At 73.4% G+C, this 20625-nt stretch carries 14 protein-coding genes and 2 tRNA genes; 12 read left to right on the forward strand and 4 right to left on the reverse strand.

Annotated elements, in window-relative coordinates; all coding sequences use genetic code 11:
• Nucleotides 1–83: 83 nt before the first annotated feature.
• Entirely contained in the window at nt 84–686 is a 603-nt protein-coding gene (locus tag AB5970_RS11990) for a DUF1269 domain-containing protein (protein WP_370504174.1), read from the reverse strand.
• 354 nt (nt 687–1040) lie between these two features.
• A tRNA-Gly gene (locus AB5970_RS11995) sits at nt 1041–1111 on the reverse strand.
• A gap of 107 nt (nt 1112–1218) precedes the next feature.
• Here AB5970_RS11995 and AB5970_RS12000 point away from each other — a divergent pair.
• The 10 genes from AB5970_RS12000 to AB5970_RS12045 all read left to right on the forward strand — a co-directional run bounded on the left by AB5970_RS12000 (nt 1219) and on the right by AB5970_RS12045 (nt 10691).
• A tRNA-Pro gene (locus tag AB5970_RS12000) sits at nt 1219–1292 on the forward strand.
• Between the two features lie 69 nt (nt 1293–1361).
• Nucleotides 1362–2324 (forward strand): DUF389 domain-containing protein, encoded by a 963-nt coding sequence (locus tag AB5970_RS12005; RefSeq protein ID WP_370504175.1) that lies wholly within the window; start codon nt 1362–1364, stop codon nt 2322–2324.
• Between the two features lie 76 nt (nt 2325–2400).
• A complete protein-coding gene (locus AB5970_RS12010) occupies nt 2401–3693 on the forward strand; it encodes a nucleotide disphospho-sugar-binding domain-containing protein (protein ID WP_370504176.1) in 1293 nt (430 codons plus the stop codon).
• A gap of 183 nt (nt 3694–3876) precedes the next feature.
• A complete protein-coding gene (tig, locus tag AB5970_RS12015) occupies nt 3877–5265 on the forward strand; it encodes a trigger factor (RefSeq protein WP_370504177.1) in 1389 nt (462 codons plus the stop codon).
• Nucleotides 5266–5343: 78 nt separating this feature from the next.
• On the forward strand, nt 5344–6003 hold the full coding sequence (locus tag AB5970_RS12020) for a dihydrofolate reductase family protein (protein ID WP_370504178.1): 660 nt from the start codon (nt 5344–5346) through the stop codon (nt 6001–6003).
• A gap of 168 nt (nt 6004–6171) precedes the next feature.
• A complete protein-coding gene (locus tag AB5970_RS12025) occupies nt 6172–6789 on the forward strand; it encodes an ATP-dependent Clp protease proteolytic subunit (RefSeq protein WP_370504179.1) in 618 nt (205 codons plus the stop codon).
• Nucleotides 6790–6823: 34 nt separating this feature from the next.
• Complete coding sequence (locus tag AB5970_RS12030) at nt 6824–7528, forward strand: ATP-dependent Clp protease proteolytic subunit (protein WP_370504180.1); 705 nt, start codon at nt 6824–6826, stop codon at nt 7526–7528.
• Nucleotides 7529–7747: 219 nt separating this feature from the next.
• Entirely contained in the window at nt 7748–9025 is a 1278-nt protein-coding gene (clpX, locus tag AB5970_RS12035) for an ATP-dependent Clp protease ATP-binding subunit ClpX (protein WP_370504181.1), read from the forward strand.
• A gap of 31 nt (nt 9026–9056) precedes the next feature.
• Nucleotides 9057–9371, forward strand: a complete 315-nt coding sequence (locus AB5970_RS12040) for a chorismate mutase (protein WP_370504182.1) — start codon at nt 9057–9059, stop codon at nt 9369–9371.
• A 123-nt stretch (nt 9372–9494) separates the two neighbouring features.
• Entirely contained in the window at nt 9495–10691 is a 1197-nt protein-coding gene (locus tag AB5970_RS12045; protein ID WP_370504183.1) for a hypothetical protein, read from the forward strand.
• Nucleotides 10692–10816: 125 nt separating this feature from the next.
• Here the strand turns inward: AB5970_RS12045 and AB5970_RS12050 are convergent, their stop codons facing one another.
• Both AB5970_RS12050 and valS read right to left on the reverse strand, forming a co-directional pair.
• Nucleotides 10817–12622, reverse strand: coding sequence for an AMP-dependent synthetase/ligase (locus AB5970_RS12050; RefSeq protein WP_370504184.1), 1806 nt, complete (start codon nt 12620–12622; stop codon nt 10817–10819).
• A 1-nt stretch (nt 12623) separates the two neighbouring features.
• The gene (valS, locus tag AB5970_RS12055; protein WP_370504185.1) at nt 12624–15263 is read right to left on the reverse strand and encodes a valine--tRNA ligase; all 2640 of its coding nucleotides are present in this window, start codon (nt 15261–15263) and stop codon (nt 12624–12626) included.
• A gap of 172 nt (nt 15264–15435) precedes the next feature.
• On the opposite strand from valS, the gene AB5970_RS12060 reads away from it, so the two are divergent.
• Entirely contained in the window at nt 15436–19272 is a 3837-nt protein-coding gene (locus AB5970_RS12060) for a Pls/PosA family non-ribosomal peptide synthetase (RefSeq protein WP_370504186.1), read from the forward strand.
• Complete coding sequence (locus AB5970_RS12065; RefSeq protein ID WP_370504187.1) at nt 19269–20570, forward strand: M1 family metallopeptidase; 1302 nt, start codon at nt 19269–19271, stop codon at nt 20568–20570. The genes AB5970_RS12060 and AB5970_RS12065 overlap by 4 nt, the downstream gene beginning before the upstream one ends.
• Nucleotides 20571–20625 lie beyond the last annotated feature (55 nt).

A 20625-nucleotide genomic window follows, 5' to 3' on the forward strand; every position in this document is an offset into this window, starting at 1 on the left:
CCGGGGGGGGGGGCGCGCCCCCGCCGGGGCCAGCCGGGCGCCGGCCCCGCGGGGGGGGGGGGGCCGCGGCGGTGTGCTCCTCGTCAGACGTGGAGCTTCTCCTTGACCTTCGCCTTCTTGGCTTCGGCGCTGGCGCGGTGCTCCGCCTTGCGCTGCTCGCGCACCGTTCGCCGGGCCTCGGCCGCTGCCGCTTCGGCGGCGGCGTCCGCCACCTCCAGCTCGGCCATGACCTCGCCGACCGGGCGCCGCGTCACCTCACCCCCGAGTCGTCCCATCTCGACGTCGATCACCTCGACGGCCGGCTCGGTCACGGTCGCGATGATCGCCGTCGACCCGAACGGGATCGACCGCCCCAGCACGGTCAGCGCCTCCTCCGACGTGCCCAGGCGGTCCGCGTCGAACGCGCCACCGATCAGGCCCCCGGCACCCCAGCCCAGCAGGATCCCCACCGGCCCACCGAGGACACCCACCAACGATCCGATCAGGGACCCGGACAGGACCCCGACGGGGCCGATGTTGTCCGCGCCGTCGGGGATGTGCAGGGCGCCGCCCTCGGTGCGCTCCACCAGCGCCGCGGACTCGAGACCGATCCGACCCTGCGCGTTGCACTCCTTGAGCACGCTCAGCGCCTGAAACGCCTTGCTCTGCTCCACGAACCGAACCACCACGACGTTCGTCTCAACCATGATCACTCCTTCACTCGGAACTTCTCTGACTCGTCGAGCATCCGCGGGGCCGATGCCAGAGCGATGCCAAAGATCGCGAGTCCGCTGCCAACGGCGGCGCGCGACGTCACGAACGGAGAGACTTCGCGGAGCCGTACGGCTGCGTACCGCAGCGCGGCTGCCCACGACGGCGGTGGGTGGTCAGCTCAGATCGAGGACGAGGCTCCGCGCACCGGGCTCGGGAAGCGCCACCGTCGGGCCACTCTCTCGTCGACCGTCTGGTCAGACGTTGCCCTAGGTCGGATCGTGCTCCACGTTGGCCTCAGGGCAGCCAGCGGCGGATCCGCTCGCGGTGTGCACGAGCCCAGACAGGGGAGCGGACGACGGGAATCGAACCCGCGTAGCCAGTTTGGAAGACTGGGGCTCTACCATTGAGCTACGTCCGCACTGGTCCCGGCTCTGGTGGAGCCCGGACCGCGGCACCCAGGGTACCGGGTGCAGGAGGGCGTCTCGTGCACCCGCGTCGCCCGTCAGGGCCGCTGCCGGGTGCGCACGGGGTGTGGCGCAGGTTGGTAGCGCGTCCGCTTTGGGAGCGGAAGGTCGTGGGTTCGAATCCCGCCACCCCGACAGCACGGGCCTGCCGCACGGACGGTGCGGCTCCCACTGTCCCGGCCCGGACGGCGACACACTGGCCGCGTGCTGCAGCTGCGCATCTCGGTGCCGAGCGACCTGACCGCGGACGTGGTCGCCGCGCTCGAGCGGGCGCCCGCGGTGAGCAGCCTCGCGGTCCTCGACGGCGCGTCGAGGCGGCCGGCGGGGGACGTCGTGCTCGCCGACGTGGCGCGCGAGGCAGCGAACGACGTGCTCGACGAGCTGCTGGAGCTCGGCGTGCACCACGAGGGCACGCTCAAGGTCGAGCCGGTGGACACCTGGGTGTCGCAGCGCGGCTACGACGCCGAGCGGCTCGCGCCGGGCAGCAGCGCTGACTCCGTCGTGTGGATCGACGTCACCAAGCGCGCGTACGCCGAGTCGGAGCTCAACTGGACGTACCTCAGCTTCATGACGTTCGCGACGCTCATCGCCGCGATCGCGATCGTGCTCGACTCCCAGATCCTCGTCATCGGCGCGATGGTGCTGGGGCCCGAGTTCGGGCCGATCGCGGCGCTGGGCGTCGCGCTCGTCCGCCGCCGGTTCCACCTGCTGCGGATCGCGCTCTGGACGCTGGTCGTCGGCTTCCTCGTCGCCATCGCCGTGACCTGCGTGGCCGCCCTCGTCGGCAAGCAGGTCGGCTGGGTGACGCTCGCGCAGGTCACGGCCCCGCGCCCGGACACCGCGTTCATCTACACGCCCGACAAGTGGTCGTTCGTCGTCGCGGTCATCGCGGGGGCGGCCGGGGTGCTGTCGTTGACGTCGGCGCGCGTCGGGGGTCTGGCTGGCGTCTTCATCTCCGTCACGACCGTGCCGGCCGCGGGCAACGTCGCGCTCGGGCTGGCATTCGGGCAGATGACTGAGGTGCGGGGGAGCGCCCTGCAGCTGGGCGTGAACATCGTCGGCATGGCGCTCGCGGGCTGGCTGACGCTGGTCTTCCAGAAGGCGGTGTGGAACCGGTTCGCCGAACGGCGCGAGCGGCTGCGCGAGAGGCTGCTGCGCCGGCGCTGAGATCGGATGTATCAGGACGAATCGCCGTGCGTCCTGTCCAGGGACTGTCCGTCCGACACCTCTGGAGAGCTTCACCATGAGCAGGATCCTGTTCACCCTCACCCCCGCCACCGGCCACGTGCGACCCGCGCTGCCCGTGGCGCGCGCCCTCGTCGACGAGGGCCACGACGTCGTCGTCTACACCGGTCGCAAGTTCGCGCAGGCCGTGACCGCGACCGGCGCGAAGCACGCGCCGATCGTCCAGGGCCGCGACATCGACGACGCGGAGTTCGACGCGTGGTCGCTCGCCCACGGTGCCCCGGCCCCCGGCATCAGGCGGCTGCAGTGGGACGTGCGGCACCACTTCGTCGAGACGGTGCCCGGGTTCCTGGCCGACATCGACGACCTGGTGTCCGCCGAGCGCCCCGACGTCGTCGTCATGGACAACGCGTTCCTGGCCGGGGGGATCGCCGCCCGCCGCTACGGCCTGCCGTCGGTGCTGTTCTCGGTCTCGCCGCTGGCCATCTCCAGCAAGGACACCGCGCCGTTCGGCATGGGCCTGCAGCCGCCCCGGACCGGGTTCGACGGCCTGCGGTACCGCCTGCTCGAGTGGTTCACCCGCAACGTCGTGTTCCGGGACGTCCAGAAGGTCGCCGAGCGGGTCGTCCGCGACGCCGGGCAGCCCGTCCCCGACGGCTTCTTCCTCGACTGGGTGCAGACGGCGGTCACCCGCGTGCTGCACACGTCCGTGCCGTCGTTCGAGTACCCCCGCAGCGACCTGCCCGAGAACGTCGAGCTCGTGGGGCCGTACCTGCCCGCCGGCATCGACCGGTTCGACCCTCCCGCGTGGTGGGACGACGTGCTCGACGCCCGCGCCACCGGTCGGCCGGTCGTGCTGGTCACGCAGGGCACCGTCGCCACCGACCCGGAGCGGCTGCTGTGGCCGGCGATCGACGGGCTCGCCGACGAGGAGGTGCTGGTCGTCGCGACCACCGAGGAGAACCCGGGCTACCCGGCCAACGTGCGGGCCACGCCGTTCGTGCCGTTCGAGCGGCTGCTGCCGCTGGTCGACGTCATGGTCACCAACGGCGGGTTCGGCGGGGTGCAGCAGGCGCTCGCCGCCGGCGTGCCCGTCGTCGTCGCCGGTCGCACGGAGGACAAGGCGGAGGTCGGTGCCCGGGTCGCCTGGTCCGGCGTCGGCCTCGCGCTTCCCACCGACAGGCTCACGGACCGCACGACGTCGCAGGAGGTCCGCCGCGGGGTACGCCGGGTGCTCGACAACCCGTCGTTCGCCCGCCGCGCCGCCGAGCTGGCGCAGGAGTACGCCGGGTACGACGGCGTCGCCCGGACCGTCTCGGTGCTGACGGAGGTCGCGGGTGCCTCCCGGTGACGGCGTGGGCGGTCCCACAGCCTGCGGGCTTGGGACCGCCGCCCGCCGTGGCGTAAGGTCGAGGGTCGCCAGCGTGCGGTCGTCGGTCCTCTGAACAGGTCGGTGACGGGCCGCGCGCGGCCCTGAAGCACGGAGATCGCCGGAGTCGCCGGCGCCCGCCCCGATCAGTTGGAGACCATCGAAGTGAAGAGCGCCGTCGAGACCCTGGAGCCCACCAAGGTCAAGCTGACCGTCGAGGTGACGTACGACGAGCTCAAGCCGAGCATCGAGCACGCGTACGAGCACATCGCCCAGGACGTGGTGGTCCCGGGCTTCCGCAAGGGCAAGGTGCCGCCGCGGATCATCGACCAGCGCGTCGGCCGCCCCGCCGTCATCGAGCACGCGATCAACGAGGGCCTGTCCGGCTTCTACGCCGAGGCCGTCCGCGAGAACAAGCTGCGCCCGCTGGGCCAGCCCGAGGTCGAGGTCACCCAGGTCCCCGGCCTGACCGCCGCGCCGAAGGGCGACGAGGGCGAGCTGCACTTCACCGCCGAGGTCGAGGTCCGCCCCGAGATCACGGTCCCCGCGCTCGACGGCCTGGCCGTGACCGTAGACGACGTGGAGGTCTCCGACGAGGACGTCCAGGGCCGTCTCGACGCCCTGCGCGAGCGCTTCGGTACGCTGGTCGGCGTCGACCGCCCGGCCGCCGAGGGCGACTTCGTCGTCATCGACCTCACCGCCACGATCGGCGACGAGCAGGTCGACAACGTCTCGGGCGTCAGCTACCAGATCGGCTCCGGCAACATGCTCGAGGGTCTCGACGAGGCGCTCACGGGCCTGTCGTCGGGCGAGTCGACCACGTTCGAGACCGCGCTCGCGGGCGGCGACCACGCCGGCGAGACCGCGCAGGTCAGCGTGACCGCCACGACCGTCAAGGAGCGCCAGCTCCCCGACGCCGACGACGACTTCGCGCAGCTGGCCAGCGAGTTCGACACGCTGGAGGAGCTGACGGCGGACCTGCGCGAGCAGGCGTCGCGGATCAAGATCTCGAACCAGGCCGTCCAGGCCCGCGACCTGCTGCTCGAGCAGCTGCTCGCCGCCACCGAGATCCCGGTCCCGACCGGCGTCGTCGAGGCCGAGGTGCACCGCCACCTCGAGGGCGAGGGTCGTCTCGAGGACGACGTGCACCGCGCCGAGGTGGGCGAGCAGGCCACCACCGCGCTGCGCAACCAGATCCTCCTGGACACGCTCGCCGAGCAGCTCGAGATCAAGGTCAGCCAGAACGAGCTGCTCGACTACCTGGTGAACGCGTCGCGCCAGTACGGCATGGACCCGAACACCTTCATCCAGACCATCGACCAGCAGGGCCAGATCCCGACGATGGTCGCCGAGGTCGCCCGCTCGAAGGCCCTCGCCGTCGCGCTGCGCCGCGTCGCCGTCACCGACAACGCCGGTGCGGCCGTCGACCTCTCCGAGTTCATCGGCTCCGACGCCGAGGACGCCGAGGAGGCCGCCGCCGTGACCGGTGGCGACGCCGCCGCGGACATCTCGGTGCTCGACGACGCCGAGACCGTCGAGGACGCCAAGGCCTGACGCGCCCGACCCGAGGGCCCCGCACCGGCACGACCGGTGCGGGGCCCTCGTGCGTCCGGCTGCTCCTAGGGTGGGCGCATGTCCCTCGTGCGCGTCCACAACTTCTCGGTCTCCCTCGACGGCTTCGGCACGGGCGAGGACCAGCGGCTCGAGGCCCCGTTCGGCCACGCGGGCCACCGGCTGATGGAGTGGGCCTTCGAGACGCGCACCTTCCGCGCGATGGGCATCCACGGCGAGTCGGAGGGGTCCTTCGGCGTCGACGAGGCGCTCGCCAGCCAGTGGGGGCCCGGGATCGGCGTCGAGATCATGGGCCGGAACAAGTTCGGCCCTCAGCGGGGTCCGTGGGCGGACGAGGAGTGGAAGGGCTGGTGGGGCGACGACCCCGTCTTCCACACGCCGGTCGTCGTCCTGACGCACCATCCCCGGCCGACGCTCGAGATGGAGGGCGGGACGACCTTCCACTTCGTCGACGCCGACCCCGTGACGGCGCTCGCGCGGGCCCGTGAGCTGGCCGGTGACCTCGACGTCCGGATCGGTGGCGGGGTCTCCACGGTCCGCCAGTTCCTCGAGGCCGACCTGATCGACCACCTGCACGTCGTGGTCGTGCCGATCGTGCTGGGCCGGGGCGAGCGGCTGTGGGACGGGCTCGAGGGGCTCGAGGAGCGCTTCGAGATCGAGGCGACGCCGTCGCCGTCCGGAGTCGTCCACCTCGTGCTCAGCCGCCGCGCCGAGCAGTAGGGCCGCTCGCGGGACCGGCCGGGTGCCCTGCTCTGCCGTCAGCGAAAACGCTCGGTGCGCGGCCATGGACCGGTGTGGCTGCGCGTTAGGGTCACTGCATCGCGCGGCTCCGGAAGCGGAGGACCGCGTGGTGCAGGACAGACGTCACCGTCAGACGAGGGAGCCTTCGTGAACGAGCTAGTGCCGATGATGGCCAGGGCCGACAGCCCGGCCTTCGGCCTCAATGACTCCATCTACAACCGACTGCTCCGCGAGCGCATCATCTGGCTCGGCTCCGAGGTGCGCGACGAGAACGCGAACGCCATCTGCGCGCAGATGATGCTGCTGGCCGCGGAGGACCCGGACAAGGACATCTGGCTGTACATCAACTCGCCCGGTGGCTCGATCACCGCGGGCATGGCGATCTACGACACCATGCAGTACATCCAGCCGGACGTCGCCACGATCGCGATGGGCATGGCCGCCTCGATGGGGCAGTTCCTGCTCTCGTCGGGCGCCCAGGGCAAGCGCTACGCCCTGCCGCACGCCCGCGTGATGATGCACCAGCCCTCGGGCGGCATCGGCGGCACCGCGACCGACGTGCGGATCAACGCGCAGCTGATCCTCCACATGAAGACCGTGCTGGCCGAGCTCACCGCGGCCCAGACCGGCAAGAGCGTCGACCAGATCAACGCCGACGCCGACCGCGACCGCTGGTTCACGGCCCCCGAGGCCCTGGAGTACGGGTTCGTCGACCACGTGGTCGAGCGGGCCGGCTCCGTCACCGGCGGCGGCGGCACGGCCTGACGGCCTCCGACCTTTCATCTTTGAGGAGAAGCTCATGAGCATGGAGTCCCAGTTCATGGCGCGCGCCGGGATGCTGGCGGGACCCGGTGGCCTCGCGCCGTCGTCGCCCGCCGCCCGGTACGTGCTGCCGCAGTTCGAGGAGCGCACGGCCTACGGCTTCAAGCGCCAGGACCCGTACACCAAGCTGTTCGAGGACCGCATCATCTTCCTCGGCGTGCAGGTGGACGACGCCTCGGCCGACGACGTCATGGCCCAGCTGCTGGTGCTGGAGAGCACCGACCCGGACCGCGACATCATCCTGTACATCAACTCGCCCGGCGGCTCGTTCACGGCGCTCACGGCGATCTACGACACGATGCAGTACATCAAGCCGCACATCCAGACGGTCTGCCTCGGGCAGGCCGCCTCGGCGGCGGCCGTGCTGCTCGCCGCGGGCTCGCCGGGCAAGCGCCTGGCCCTGCCCAACGCGCGCGTGCTCATCCACCAGCCGGCGATGGAGGGTGGCGGCTACGCGCAGGCGTCCGACATCGAGATCCACGCCAACGAGCTGATCCGGATGCGCGAGTGGCTCGAGCTGACCATCGCGCACCACACCGGCCGCGACATCGAGCTGGTCCGCAAGGACATCGAGCGCGACAAGATCCTCACGGCCCAGCAGGCGCTGGAGTACGGGATCGTCGACCAGGTGCTGGCCAGCCGCAAGGGCGTCATCCCGACGACGGTGCAGCCCACGGACTGATCGACCGGCGACGCCGGACCCGCACGCGGGTCCGGCGTCGCCGCGCCGGTCGCCGGGTGGGCGGCCGCGCGGGTGGAATGGCGCCGCGCCACGAAGGGTGTTCGGCTGACATCCCGGCCGCGGTGGTGTGCAATGGGGGAGGACGCGCACCCCGCGGGGTGGCGCGAAGAACGACGCACCGCCCGACGGGCGGAGGGCGACACGAGGAAGGGGATCGACGTGGCTCGTATCGGGGACGGTGCCGATCTCCTCAAGTGTTCCTTCTGCGGCAAGTCGCAGAAGCAGGTCAAGAAGCTGATCGCGGGCCCCGGCGTCTACATCTGCGACGAGTGCATCGAGCTCTGCAACGAGATCATCGAGGAAGAGCTGGCGGAGGCCACCGAGGTCGGCCTGGTCGAGCTGCCGAAGCCGAAGGAGATCTTCGAGTTCCTCGAGCAGTACATCATCGGCCAGGAGTCCGCGAAGCGGGCGCTCTCGGTCGCGGTGTACAACCACTACAAGCGGGTCCAGGCCGGTGAGGCGCGCACGTCGACGACCGACGACCACATCGAGATCGCGAAGTCGAACATCCTGCTGGTCGGCCCCACGGGCACCGGCAAGACGTACCTCGCGCAGACCCTGGCCCGCATGCTCAACGTCCCGTTCGCCATCGCGGACGCCACGGCCCTCACCGAGGCGGGCTACGTGGGCGAGGACGTCGAGAACATCCTGCTCAAGCTCATCCAGGCCGCCGACTACGACGTCAAGAAGGCCGAGTCGGGGATCATCTACATCGACGAGATCGACAAGATCGCCCGCAAGAGCGAGAACCCGTCGATCACGCGCGACGTCTCCGGCGAGGGCGTGCAGCAGGCGCTGCTGAAGATCATCGAGGGCACCACGGCCTCGGTCCCGCCGCAGGGCGGCCGCAAGCACCCGCACCAGGAGTTCATCCAGATCGACACGACGAACGTGCTGTTCATCGTGGCCGGCGCGTTCTCCGGGCTGGACGACATCATCGCGGCCCGGGCGCGCAAGCGCGTGGTCGGCTTCGGCGCCCCGCTGCTCGACGCGCACGACGAGGGCGACCTGTTCTCGGAGGTCCGCCCCGAGGACCTGCAGAAGTACGGCCTGATCCCCGAGTTCATCGGCCGGCTCCCCGTCGTCGCCGCGGTCTCCCGGCTCGACCAGGACGCGCTGGTACGGATCCTCACGGAGCCCAAGAACGCGCTGGTCAAGCAGTACCAGCGGATGTTCCAGATCGACGGCGTCGAGCTCGAGTTCGACGACGAGGCGGTCGCCTCCATCGCCGACCAGGCGCTCCTGCGCGGCACGGGTGCGCGCGGCCTGCGGGCGATCATGGAGGAGGTCCTCCAGCAGGTGATGTTCGAGGTGCCCAGCCGCGACGACGTGGCCCGCGTGGTCATCACCCGCGCCGTGGTGCTCGAGAACGTCAACCCGACGCTCGTCCCGCGGGAGACCCAGGAGAAGCGCACGCCCCGCGAGAAGAGCGCCTGACCGTCCCGCGATCCCGCCTAGGATCGCGTGCGTGAGCGACCTGCCGACCCCGATCCCCGCCGAGCTCGCGCGGCTGCGCGGGAGCATCGACAACATCGACGCCGCCCTGGTGTACCTGCTGGCGGAGCGGTTCAAGGCCACGCAGCAGGTGGGCGTCCTCAAGGCGACCAGCGGGCTGCCGCCGTCCGACCCGGCCCGCGAGGAGCAGCAGGTCGCGCGCCTGCGCGAGCTCGCACACACCGCCGACCTCGACCCGGTGTTCGCGGAGAAGTTCCTCGCGTTCATCGTCGAGGAGGTCATCCGCCACCACGAGGCGATCGCGCAGGACCACGCGCTGAAAGACTGACGCCGCGGGGGTGGCGCGCCGTCCCTGAGGGGCGGAAGGTAGGAGGGGTCAGCTCCGGCGGGCCGTGCGGGGGCGGAGCGCGCCTGCGGTCGCCGGGGATCGTCGATCCCGGAGGTGCTGCCCATGGACCTGCACTGGCTCAAGCCACTGCTCGGCCGCCCGTCACCGTTCACCACCGTCTACCTCGACGCCACGCGCGCCGGGGCGACCGGTGACGCGGAGGCGCTCGAGCGGTGGAAGGCCGTCCGACGCTCGCTCGAGCGGGACGGCGCGCCGGCGGGCGTGCTCGACCAGATCGCGGACGTGGTGTCGCGCCCGACCGGGGTGCGCGGGCCGCATGGTCGTGTCGTCGTCGCCGACGCCGGGGCCGTGGTGGTCGACCGGGTGCTCGCGGAACCGCCGGCGCAGTCGCACGCGGTGTTCGGGCCGGCGCCGGCCCTGCTGCCGGCCGTGCGGGCCGCGGACGAGACCGTCACCTACCTGCTGGTCGAGGTGGACCGCAACGGCGCGGACCTGACCTGGGCGGCCGGCGGCACGGTGCGGACCGAGGGCGGGCCCGAGATCGAGACCGTGGACGGCGGGCACGACGACGTGCACAAGACGCGCGAGGGCGGCCTCGACCGGCGCAGCCAGACCCGGGCGGAGGACTCCTGGGAGCGCAACGCGGAGGCCGTGGCCGCGGTGCTGGACAAGCGCGTCGCCGAGCGCAGCCCCGACCTGGTGCTGGTGACCGGCGACGTGCGGGCCGTGTCGCTGGTGTGCGAGGCCGTGGGGCAGCACACGCGCGAGCTGCTCGTCGAGGTCCCCGGCGGGGGCCGGGGCGAGGGCGTGAACCGGGGGTCGTTCGGCGCCAAGGTGACCGAGACGCTCGCCGGGTTCCGGGAGCGACGCCGGCATGCGGTGCTCGACCGGTTCCGCGAGGCCCAGGGGCGCGGCGGCGGGGCCGTGACCGCGCTCGACGACGTCATCGAGGTGCTGCGGCGCGGCCAGGTCTCCGAGCTCGTGCTGCACGTCGACGCGCTGACGTCCGGGCTGGCCGAGCGGACGCTGTGGGTGGGGCCGGAACCGCTGCAGGTGGCGACGAGCGCCGCGGACCTCTCGTCGATCGGAGTGACCGGCGAGGCGCGGGAGATGGACGCCAACGTCGCCCTGGTGCGCGCCGCGCTCGGGCAGGACGCCGGCCTCACGTTCGCCGAGGACGGCACGGTCGACCTGGTCGACGGCATCGGCGCGGTGCTGCGCTGGTCCGACGACTCGACCCCGAGCGAGTCGGTGCCCACCCAGTCGGCCGACCAGGCCCGCCTCCGCACGGTGGTCTAGCCGCGACGTCCGAGCAGATGTGGCCCCCGGGCTGCATCTGCTCGGACGTCCCGGTTCCCATGAGCGCAACGTCCGCACTCGTGCGGGCCAGGGGCCCCCGGAGTGCGGACGTTGCGCGGGGGGTGTCAGTCGGTGGTGCGGGTGTCCGTGTACAGGGCGTCGATGTCCGCCGCGAAGTCCTTGAGCACCAGGGCGCGCTTCACCTTGAGGGACGGGGTCAGGTAGCCGTTCGCCTCGGTGAAGTCGGTGGTGAGCAGGCGCAGCTTGCGGATGGACTCGGCGCGCGAGACAGCCTCGTTGGCGCGCTCGGCGGCGCGGTCGAGCGCCTCGAGCACCGCGGGGTCGGTGGCCGCCGCCTCCACCGACATGGCCGGCAGCCCGTGGTTGGCCAGCCAGCCGGGCAGCATCTCGGCGTCGAGCGTGACCAGGGCGCCGATGAACGGGCGCTGGTCGCCGACCACGACGACCTGGCTGACCAGCGGGTGGCCGCGCAGCCGGTCCTCGAGCACGGCCGGGGCGACGTTCTTGCCACCGGCGGTGACGATGATCTCCTTGGTGCGGCCGGTGATCCGCAGGTACCCGTCGTCGTCCAGGGTCCCCAGGTCGCCGGTGCGGAACCAGCCGTCGACCAGGGCCTCGGCGGTGGCCTCGGCGTCGTGCCGGTACCCGCGGAACACGTGCGGCCCGGCCACGAAGACCTGGCCGTCGTCGTCCACCCGCAGCGCCGTACCGGGGAACGCCGGCCCGACGGTGCCCACCTTGGTGAGCCCGGGCCGGTTCACCGCCGTCGGTGCTGTGGTCTCGGTCAGTCCGTAGCCCTCGAGCACCCGCACGCCGATGCCGCGGTAGAAGTGCCCGAGCCGCTCGCCCAGGGGCGCGCCGCCCGAGATGGCGAACTGCGCGCGGCCGCCCAGCGCGGCGCGGAGCTTCTTGTGCACCAGCGCGCCGGCCAGCGCGTGCCGAGTGCGCAGCGCGGGGCCCGGGCCGGAGCCGTCGAGCGCCCGCGAGTAGTCCTCGGCGGCCTTCGCGGCCCAGCGGAAGACCTTCAGGGTGGTCCCCGAGCCCGCCTTCTGCTCGGCCGAGTTGTAGACCTTCTCGAACACGCGGGGGACGGCCAGGATGAACGTCGGCTGGAACGCGGCCAGGTCCTCGAGCAGGTGCTTGGCGTCCGGCGTGTGGCCCAGCACCGCGCGGGAGGGCACGCAGAGCACCTGGATGAACCGCGCGAAGACGTGCGCGAGCGGCATGAACAGCAGCGTGCGCGACCCCGGCGCGGCGCACACCTCGCCGAGGCCCGCGACGCCGTTGAGCGTGAGCGCGACGAAGTTGCCGTGCGTCAGCTCGACGCCCTTCGGCCGGCCCGTCGTGCCCGAGGTGTAGATGATCGTGGCCAGGTCGTCGGCCCGCGCGAGCGCGCTGCGCCGGGCGATCTCGGCGTCGCCGACCGTGGCACCGTCGTCGACCAGCGTGGCCACGGCGCCGTCGTCGATCACCAGCACGTCGGCCAGCCCCGGCAGGTCGTCGCGGACCTCGGCCACGACCGCGGCGTGCCGGGCGGTCTCGACGATCGCCAGGCGCACCCCGGCGTCGGCCGCGATCCACCGCACCTGCTCGGCCGACGACGTCTCGTAGACCGGCACGCCGAGAGCGCCCGCGGCCCAGCACGCGAAGTCGAGCAGGGTCCACTCGTAGCGCGTGCGCGACATGATCGCGACGCGGTCGCCCGGCTGGACCCCGCGCGCGACCAGCCCCTTGGCCACGGCCGTGACCTCCGCGGCGAACGCCGACACGGTCACGCCGGTCCACGCGCCGTCGACCAGCCGCTCGGCGAACACCCCGTCGGCGTCCTGGGCGAGCCGGTCCGCGAGCAGGCCGGGGATGCTCGCCGCGGGGTCGAGCTCGACCAGCGTCTCCGACCGGAACTCGCGCACGTCAGGCCTTCGAGGCCGTCGGCTGCTCGACGGGCACGAGCACGGCGTCACGCGCCACGCACGCCTCGCCGTCGCCGTCCACCAGCGTGAGCGTGCCGACCACGCGACCGGCCGCGCGCACGTCGCCCAGGGCCGCCTCGACACCCGGGCGCAAGGCGGCGGGCACGGTCAGCTCGACCGCCGAGATCTCGGTGCGCATGGACACCTTGGCCTCGGACTTCACCTTGCGCAGGGCGGCGAGCGCCGAGCCCGCGGCGCCGACCACGGCCGGGTCCGCGGTGGTGCGCAGGGGCGCGGCGGACGGCCAGGCGGCGCGGTGCACCGACCCCTCGCGCCACCACGACCAGACCTCCTCGGTGGCGAACGGCAGCACCGGGGCGAACAGGCGCAGCAGCACGTCGAGGGCGATCGCCAGGGCGGCCCGGGCGGACACGGTCTCGGGCGACGGGTCGCCGTACGCGCGGTCCTTGACCAGCTCGAGGTAGTCGTCGCAGAACGTCCAGAAGAACGTCTCCGACAGCTCGAGCGCGCGGGTGTGGTCGTACGACTCGAGGGCGGCGGTGGCCTTCTCGACGACGTCCGCCAGGCCGGTGAGCATCGCGCGGTCGATCTCGACCGTGACGAGCGCGGGGTCGAGCGCGAGCGGCTCGTCCGCCGCGCCGAACGACAGCGCGAACTTCGAGGCGTTGAGGACCTTGATGGCCAGGCGGCGGCCGATCTTCATCTGCCCGATCTCGAAGGCGGCGTCGGTGCCCAGACGCGCGGACGCGGCCCAGTACCGGACGGCGTCGGACCCGTGCTCCTCGAGCAGGCCCATCGGCGTGACCACGTTGCCCTTGGACTTCGACATCTTCTTGCGGTCGGGGTCCAGAATCCAGCCGCTGATCGCGGCGTCGGACCAGGGCAGCGAGCCGTGCTCGAGGTGGGAGCGGACCACCGTGGAGAACAGCCAGGTGCGGATGATGTCCTGCCCCTGCGGGCGCAGGTCCATGGGGAACACGCGGCTGAACAGGTCGGGGTCGGTGCGCCAGCCGCCGACGATCTGCGGCGTCAGCGAGCTGGTGGCCCAGGTGTCCATGATGTCGGGGTCGGCCGCGAAGCCGCCGGGCACGCCGCGCTGGTCGGCCGTGTACCCGGCCGGCACGTCGGACGACGGGTCGATGGGCAGCTGGTCCTCGGTGGGCAGCAGCGGCGCGCCGTGCACGGGCTGGCCGTGCTCGTCGAGCGGGTACCAGACCGGGAACGGCACGCCGAAGAACCGCTGCCGCGACACCAGCCAGTCGCCGTTGAGGCCGCTGACCCAGTTCTCGTAGCGGACCTTCATGAAGTCGGGGTTGAAGCCCAGCTCGGCGCCGCGGGCCAGGAGGGCGTCGCGCAGGGCCTCGTCGCGACCGCCGTTGCGGATGTACCACTGCCGGCTGGTGACGATCTCGAGGGGCTTGTCGCCCTTCTCGTAGAAGTTGGCCTTGCGCTCGGTCTTCACCGGCTCGCCGTCCAGGTCGGCGGTCTCGCGCAGGCCGGCGACGACCGCCTCGCGCGCCGAGAACGTCGTCTTCCCGGCCAGCTCCTCGTAGCGGGCGCGCGCGGCGTCGGACGACAGCCAGTCCGGGGTGTCGCGCAGGATGCGGCCGTCGCGGCCCACCACCGAGCGCGTCGGAAGCTGCAGCTCGCGCCACCACTGGACGTCGGTCAGGTCGCCGAACGTGCAGCACATCGCGATGCCCGCGCCCTTGTCGGGCTCGGCCAGCGGGTGGGCCAGCACGGGGATCTCCACGTCGAACAGCGGCGAGCGGACCGTGGTGCCGAACAGGTGCTGGTACCGCTCGTCGTCGGGGTGCGCGATGAGCGCCACGCAGGCGGGCAGCAGCTCGGGGCGGGTGGTCTCGATGTACACGGGACCGTCGGCGCCGTGGAAGGCCACCCGGTGGAACGCGCCCGGGTAGTCGCGGGCCTCGAGCTCGGCCTGGGCCACCGCCGTCTGGAACGTCACGTCCCAGAGCCCGGGCGCCTCGGCCTGGTACGCCTCGCCGCGCGCGAGGTTGCGCAGGAACGCCTGCTGGGCGACGGCCCGCGACTCGGCGGACACCGTCTGGTACGTGCGCGACCAGTCGACCGAGAGGCCGAGGCGGCGCCAGAGGGCCTCGAACAGCTGCTCGTCCTCGACCGTCAGGCGCTCGCACAGCTCGACGAAGTTCTTGCGGCTCACCGGCAGCTGGAGTCCGGACTTGCCCTCGCCGCCCTCGAACGGGGGCGTGAAGTCCTCGTCGTACGGCAGCGACGGGTCGCAGCGGACGCCGTAGTAGTTCTGCACGCGGCGCTCGGTGGGCAGGCCGTTGTCGTCCCAGCCCATCGGGTAGAACACCTCGCGGCCGCGCATGCGCTGGAACCGGGCGACCACGTCGGTGTGCGTGTACGAGAACACGTGGCCGACGTGCAGCGACCCCGACACCGTGGGCGGGGGCGTGTCGATCGAGAAGACCTGCTCGCGGGTGGCCGTGCGGTCGAACGCGTACAGGTCCTGGGCGGTCCACGCCTCGTCCCAGCGCGTCTCTACGCCCTCGAGGGAGACCCGGTCCGGTACCTGCCGCGTGCCCGCGGTGATCAGGGGGGCGTCGGGGGTGGAGGGGGAGTCGGAGCTCATGGGCAGACATCTTCCCAGATCGGTGGGGCCGCGGCGGCCGGGCGACCATCCGGCGAACGTTCGGTGAACGATGCCGGCTCGGCGCGGGCGGGGTGACAGGATCGCCCTTCGCCGGTCGGGAGCGCATGATCGGGTGGACACACGGCACACGGAACCACGGGGAGGCTTGGCGATGGCCCCCGAGGGCTTCCTCCGGTCCCACCTCGCCGCGCCCCCACGCACCCTGCTCGACGTCCTCGACGCCACCGTGGCGGCGCACCCTGACGCCCCCGCGATCGACGACGGCAGCGCGGTGCTGACCTACCGAGAGCTGGCCGACGCGGTGCGCGACGCCGCGGGCGGGCTGACCGCGGCGGGGATCGGTCCCGGCGACCGCGTCGGCGTGCGGATCCCGTCGGGCACGGCCGGGCTGTACACGGCGATCCTCGCGGTGCTGGCCGCGGGGGCGGCGTACGTGCCGGTCGACGTCGACGACCCCCCGGAGCGCGCCCGGACCGTGTTCGGCGAGGCGGGCGTCGCCCGCGTCCTGACGGAGGGGGGTCTGGCCACGGCTCGCGGCACGACCCCCAGGCGGCCGGGTCTCGACGACGACGCGTGGATCATCTTCACCAGCGGGTCGACCGGCGCGCCCAAGGGCGTGGCTGTCACCCACCGGTCCGCCGCGGCGTTCGTCGACGCCGAGGCCCGCCTCTTCCTGCAGGACGCCCCGCTCGGACCGGGCGACCGCGTGCTCGCCGGGCTGTCGGTGGCGTTCGACGCCAGCTGCGAGGAGATGTGGCTCGCCTGGGCGCACGGCGCGTGCCTGGTCCCGGCACCGCGCGCTCTGGTGCGCACGGGCATGGACCTCGGGCCGTGGCTCGTCGCGCAGCGGATCACGGTCATCTCGACCGTCCCGACGCTCGCGGGGCTGTGGCGCAGCGAGGAGCTGGCCGGGGTGCGGCTGCTCATCTTCGGCGGCGAGGCGTGCCCGCCCGAGCTGGCCGCGCGGCTGGTGGGGGACGGGCGCGAGGTGTGGAACACCTACGGCCCGACCGAGGCCACGGTGGTCGCCTGCGCCGCGCTGCTCACGGGCGACGGACCGGTGCGCATCGGGCACGCGCTGGACGGCTGGGACCTGGCGGTGGTGGCGCCCGACGGGCAGCAGGTGGCGGAGGGCGAGGTCGGCGAGCTGATCATCGGCGGCGTCGGCCTGGCGCGGTACCTCGACCCGGCCAAGGACGCGGAGAAGTACGCGGCCGTCGACGGGCTCGGGTGGGAGCGGGCGTACCGCAGCGGCGACCTGGTCCGGTACGAGCCGGCCGGGCTGCTCTTCGTGGGGCGGGCCGACGACCAGGTCAAGGTGGGCGGCCGGCGCATCGAGCTCGGCGAGGTCGACTCCGCGCTGCTGGGGCTGCCGGGCGTGGCCGGTGCGGCGGCGGCGGTGCGCCGGACGCCCGCGGGGACCGCCGTGCTCGTCGGCTACCTGGTGCCCGAGCCGGACACGGAGGTGGACCTGGCCGAGGCGCGGCGCCGGCTCAGCGGCAGCCTGCCCGCCGCGCTCGTGCCGCTGCTCGCGGTGGTCGACGCGATCCCCACGCGCGGGTCCGGCAAGGTCGACCGGGACGCGCTGCCCTGGCCCCTGGAGCGCCCCGACGAGGAGTCCGCGCCCCCCGTCGGGCTGACCCCGACCGGCGCGTGGGTGGCCGAGCGGTGGACCGCCGCGCTCGGGGTCGCCGTGGCGGGCCGGGACGAGGACTTCTTCGCGTCCGGCGGGGGCAGCCTGGTGGCCGCGCAGCTGGTCAGCGCGCTGCGCGCCCGGTTCCCCACCGTGACCGTGGCGGACGTGTACGAGAACCCGCGGCTCGGCGACCTGGCGGACCGGCTGGACGAGTTCGAGCCGCCGGTGGTCGCCGACGAGCGGGTGGTCCCGCCGACCCCGTGGAGCGCCCAGCTGCTGCAGACCGTGCTGGCGGTGCCGCTGGCCGCCCTGGTCGGGCTGCGCTGGCTGACGTGGCTGCTGGCGGCCGACGCGCTGCTGGTGGCCACCACCGGGGCGCCGTGGGTGCCCGTCGTGCCCGGCGTCTGGTGGTGGGTGGCCCTCGGCTGGGTGGTGCTCATCAGCCCGCTCGGCCGGATGGGGACCACGGTGCTCGTCGCGAGGGGGCTGGTGGGCCGGATCGAGCCGGGCCGGTACCCGCGCGGCGGGTCGGTGCACCTGCGGCTCTGGTTCGCGGAGTCGTGGGCCGCCGCTGCGGGCGCGGAGAACCTCTCGTGCGCGCCGTGGGTGGCGGAGTACGCGCGGGCGCTCGGGGCGACCGTGGGCAAGAACGTCGACCTGCACGCGCTGCCGCCGGTCACGGGCCTCCTCACGCTCGGCAACGGCTGCTCGGTCGAGCCCGAGGTGGACCTGCGCGGGCACTGGCTCGACGGGGACGTCCTGCGCGTGGGCCGCGTGCGGATCGACAAGCGGGCGACCGTGGGGACGCGCAGCACCCTTGCCCCCGGCACGCGCGTCGGGGCGTGGTCCGAGGTGGCCCCGGGCTCCGCGGTGCTCACCTCGGTGCCGCCCGGCGAGCTGTGGGTGGGCTCGCCGGCGACCTTCGACGGACCCGCTCGCCGGCACTGGCCGCGCGACCGTGCTCCGCGGGGGGCCCGGTGGGTGGGCGTGTACGGCGTGACCGCCGCCGCGCTCGCGGCCCTGCCGGTGGTCGCCGCGGCGTGCGGGCTGTGGGTCGTCGGCCTGGGCCTGCGCGGCTCGGTCACCTGGCGGGACGCCGCCGTCGACGCCCTGAAGGCGGTGCCGCTGGGCGCGGTGACCATGGTGGTCGTCCTCGCCGTGGTCACGCTGGTCGCGGTGCGGCTGCTGGCGCTCGGGATGCGCGAGGGCTACCACCCCGTGCGCAGCCGGCCGGGGTGGCAGATCTGGGCCACGCTGCGCCTCATGGACGACGCGCGCACCACGCTGTTCCCCCTGTACTCGAGCATGGCGACCCCGGCCTGGCTGCGAGCGCTCGGCGCGGACGTCGGCCACGACGTCGAGGCGTCGACCGCGCTGATGATCCCGTCCATGACGTCGGTGGGCGACGGCGCGTTCCTGGCCGACGACACCCTCATCGGCTCCTACGAGCTGGGGCACGGCTGGCTGCGGGTCGAGCGCAGCCGGGTGGGCAAGCGGGCGTTCCTGGGCAACTCGGGGATGATCGCGCCCGGTCGCGCGGTGCCCAAGCGGGGGCTCGTGGCGGTGCTGTCGGCCACGCCCGAGGACGCCCGCGCCGGCACCAGCTGGCTGGGCTCGCCGCCGGTCCGGCTGCGGCGCGTGGCGGGGGAGTCCGACGACGCCCGCACGTTCGAGCCCCCGACGCGCCTGCGGGTGGCCCGCGCGCTCGTCGAGCTGTGCAGGATCGTGCCCGTGATCTGCACGTTCGGGCTCGGGGTGCTCGTCCTGCTGGCCCTGCAGGCGGTGCTCGACCGGTGGGGCCTCGGCGCGGCCGCGCTCGCCTCCCCGGTCGTGGTGCTGGTCGCCGCGTTCGTCGCGTGCGTCGTGGCGACGGCGGCGAAGTGGCTGCTGGTGGGTCGCCTGCGCGCGGGCGACCACCCGCTGTGGAGCTCGTTCGTGTGGCGCAACGAGCTCGCGGACACCTTCCTCGAGGTGGTCGCGGTGCCGTGGCTCGGTCCGGCCACGTCCGGGTCGCCGGCCCTCACCGTGTGGCTGCGCAGCCTCGGCGCGCACATCGGGCGCGGGGTGTGGTGCGAGACGTACTGGCTGCCCGAGGCGGACCTGGTCACCCTGGGCGACGCCGCCACGGTCAACCGCGGCTGCGTGCTGCAGACCCACCTGTTCCATGATCGGGTGATGAGCATGGACACGGTGGTGCTGGGGCACGGGGCGAGCCTGGGTCCCCACGGGGTGGTTCTGCCCGCGGCGAGCCTGGACGACGGCGCGCGCGTCGGGCCGGCGTCGCTCGTGCTGCGCGGCGACGCGATCCCCGCCGGGTCGCGGTGGACCGGCAACCCGGTGGCCCCCGCGTGACCAGCCCGCCCGAGGACCCCTACCTGCCGGGGCGGCCCGACGGGGGCATCACGGTGGACCGGTACGAGCTCGAGCTCGAGTACCGCGTGGCCACCAACCGCCTCGCCGGCCGCGCCGTCGTGCACGCCCGCGCGCTGCGACCCCTCGACAGGGTCGCGCTCGAGCTGCACGGGCTGCGGGTCTCGCACGTGCTGGTGGGCGGACGCCGGCCCGACCGGTGGACGCACCGCGGGGGTCGGCTCGTGGTCCGGCTCGGTCGCGAGGTGCCCGCGGGGACGCCGCTCGTCGTCGAGGTGCACTACGGCGGGCAGCCCGGACCCGTGAAGGGCCCGTGGGGCGAGGTCGGCTGGGAGGAGCTGGAGGACGGGGTCATCGTCGCGGGTCAGCCCGACGGTGCGCCCAGCTGGTTCCCGTGCCACGACAGCCCGGCGGACAAGGCCACGTTCGGCATCACCGTCGCGGCCGAAGCGGGCTACGAGGTCGTCGCCAACGGGCGGCTGGTGTCCCGCACCCCGCGTGCCGGGCGCGTGAGCTGGGTGTACGAGCAGCCGGAGCCCATGGCCCCGTACCTGGCGACCGTGCAGATCGGCCGGTACACGCGCGCGTGGGCCGGGGGCGAGGTGCTGGTCCCCGCGCGGCTGCGGGCCGCCGCCGAGCACGACCTCGGGCGGCAGCCGCAGATGCTCAGGCTGTTCGAGGACCGGTTCGGGCCGTACCCGTTCGGCGGGTACACGGTCGTGGTGACCGACGACGACCTCGAGATCCCGCTCGAGGCCCAGGGGCTGTCCGTGTTCGGCGCCAACCACCTGGACGGGCGGCGCGGGTCCGAGCGGCTGGTGGCCCACGAGCTCGCGCACCAGTGGTTCGGCAACAGCCTGACCGTCGCGCGCTGGAAGGACATCTGGCTGCACGAGGGGTTCGCCTGCTACGCCGAGTGGCTCTGGTCGCAGGAGGCGGGCGGCTGGACGGCGGAGCGGCACGCGCGGACCGCCTGGACGCGCCTGTCCGGCCTGCAGCAGGACCTCGTGATCGGCGATCCCGGGCCCGACGCGATGTTCGACGACCGCCTCTACAAGCGCGGCGCGCTCGCCCTGCACGCCCTGCGGCTCACGGTGGGCGACACCACGTTCTTCGACCTCCTGCGCGCGTGGACCGCCCGGTTCCGGCACGGGTCCGTCAGCACCGCGCTGTTCGTCGCGACGGCCAGCGAGATCGCCGGGATGTTCGTCGGCCCGCTGCTGGACGACTGGTTGTACCGCGAGGCGCTGCCCGCGCTCCCGGCGGCTGCTCGCGCTTAGGGTGATGGGAGGGGACGACCACGCGGAGCACCGCGGACCCCCGTTGGACAGGAGT

It is taken from the genome of Cellulomonas sp. ICMP 17802 (assembly GCF_041295535.1).
Taxonomy (GTDB): Bacteria; Actinomycetota; Actinomycetes; order Actinomycetales; family Cellulomonadaceae; genus Cellulomonas.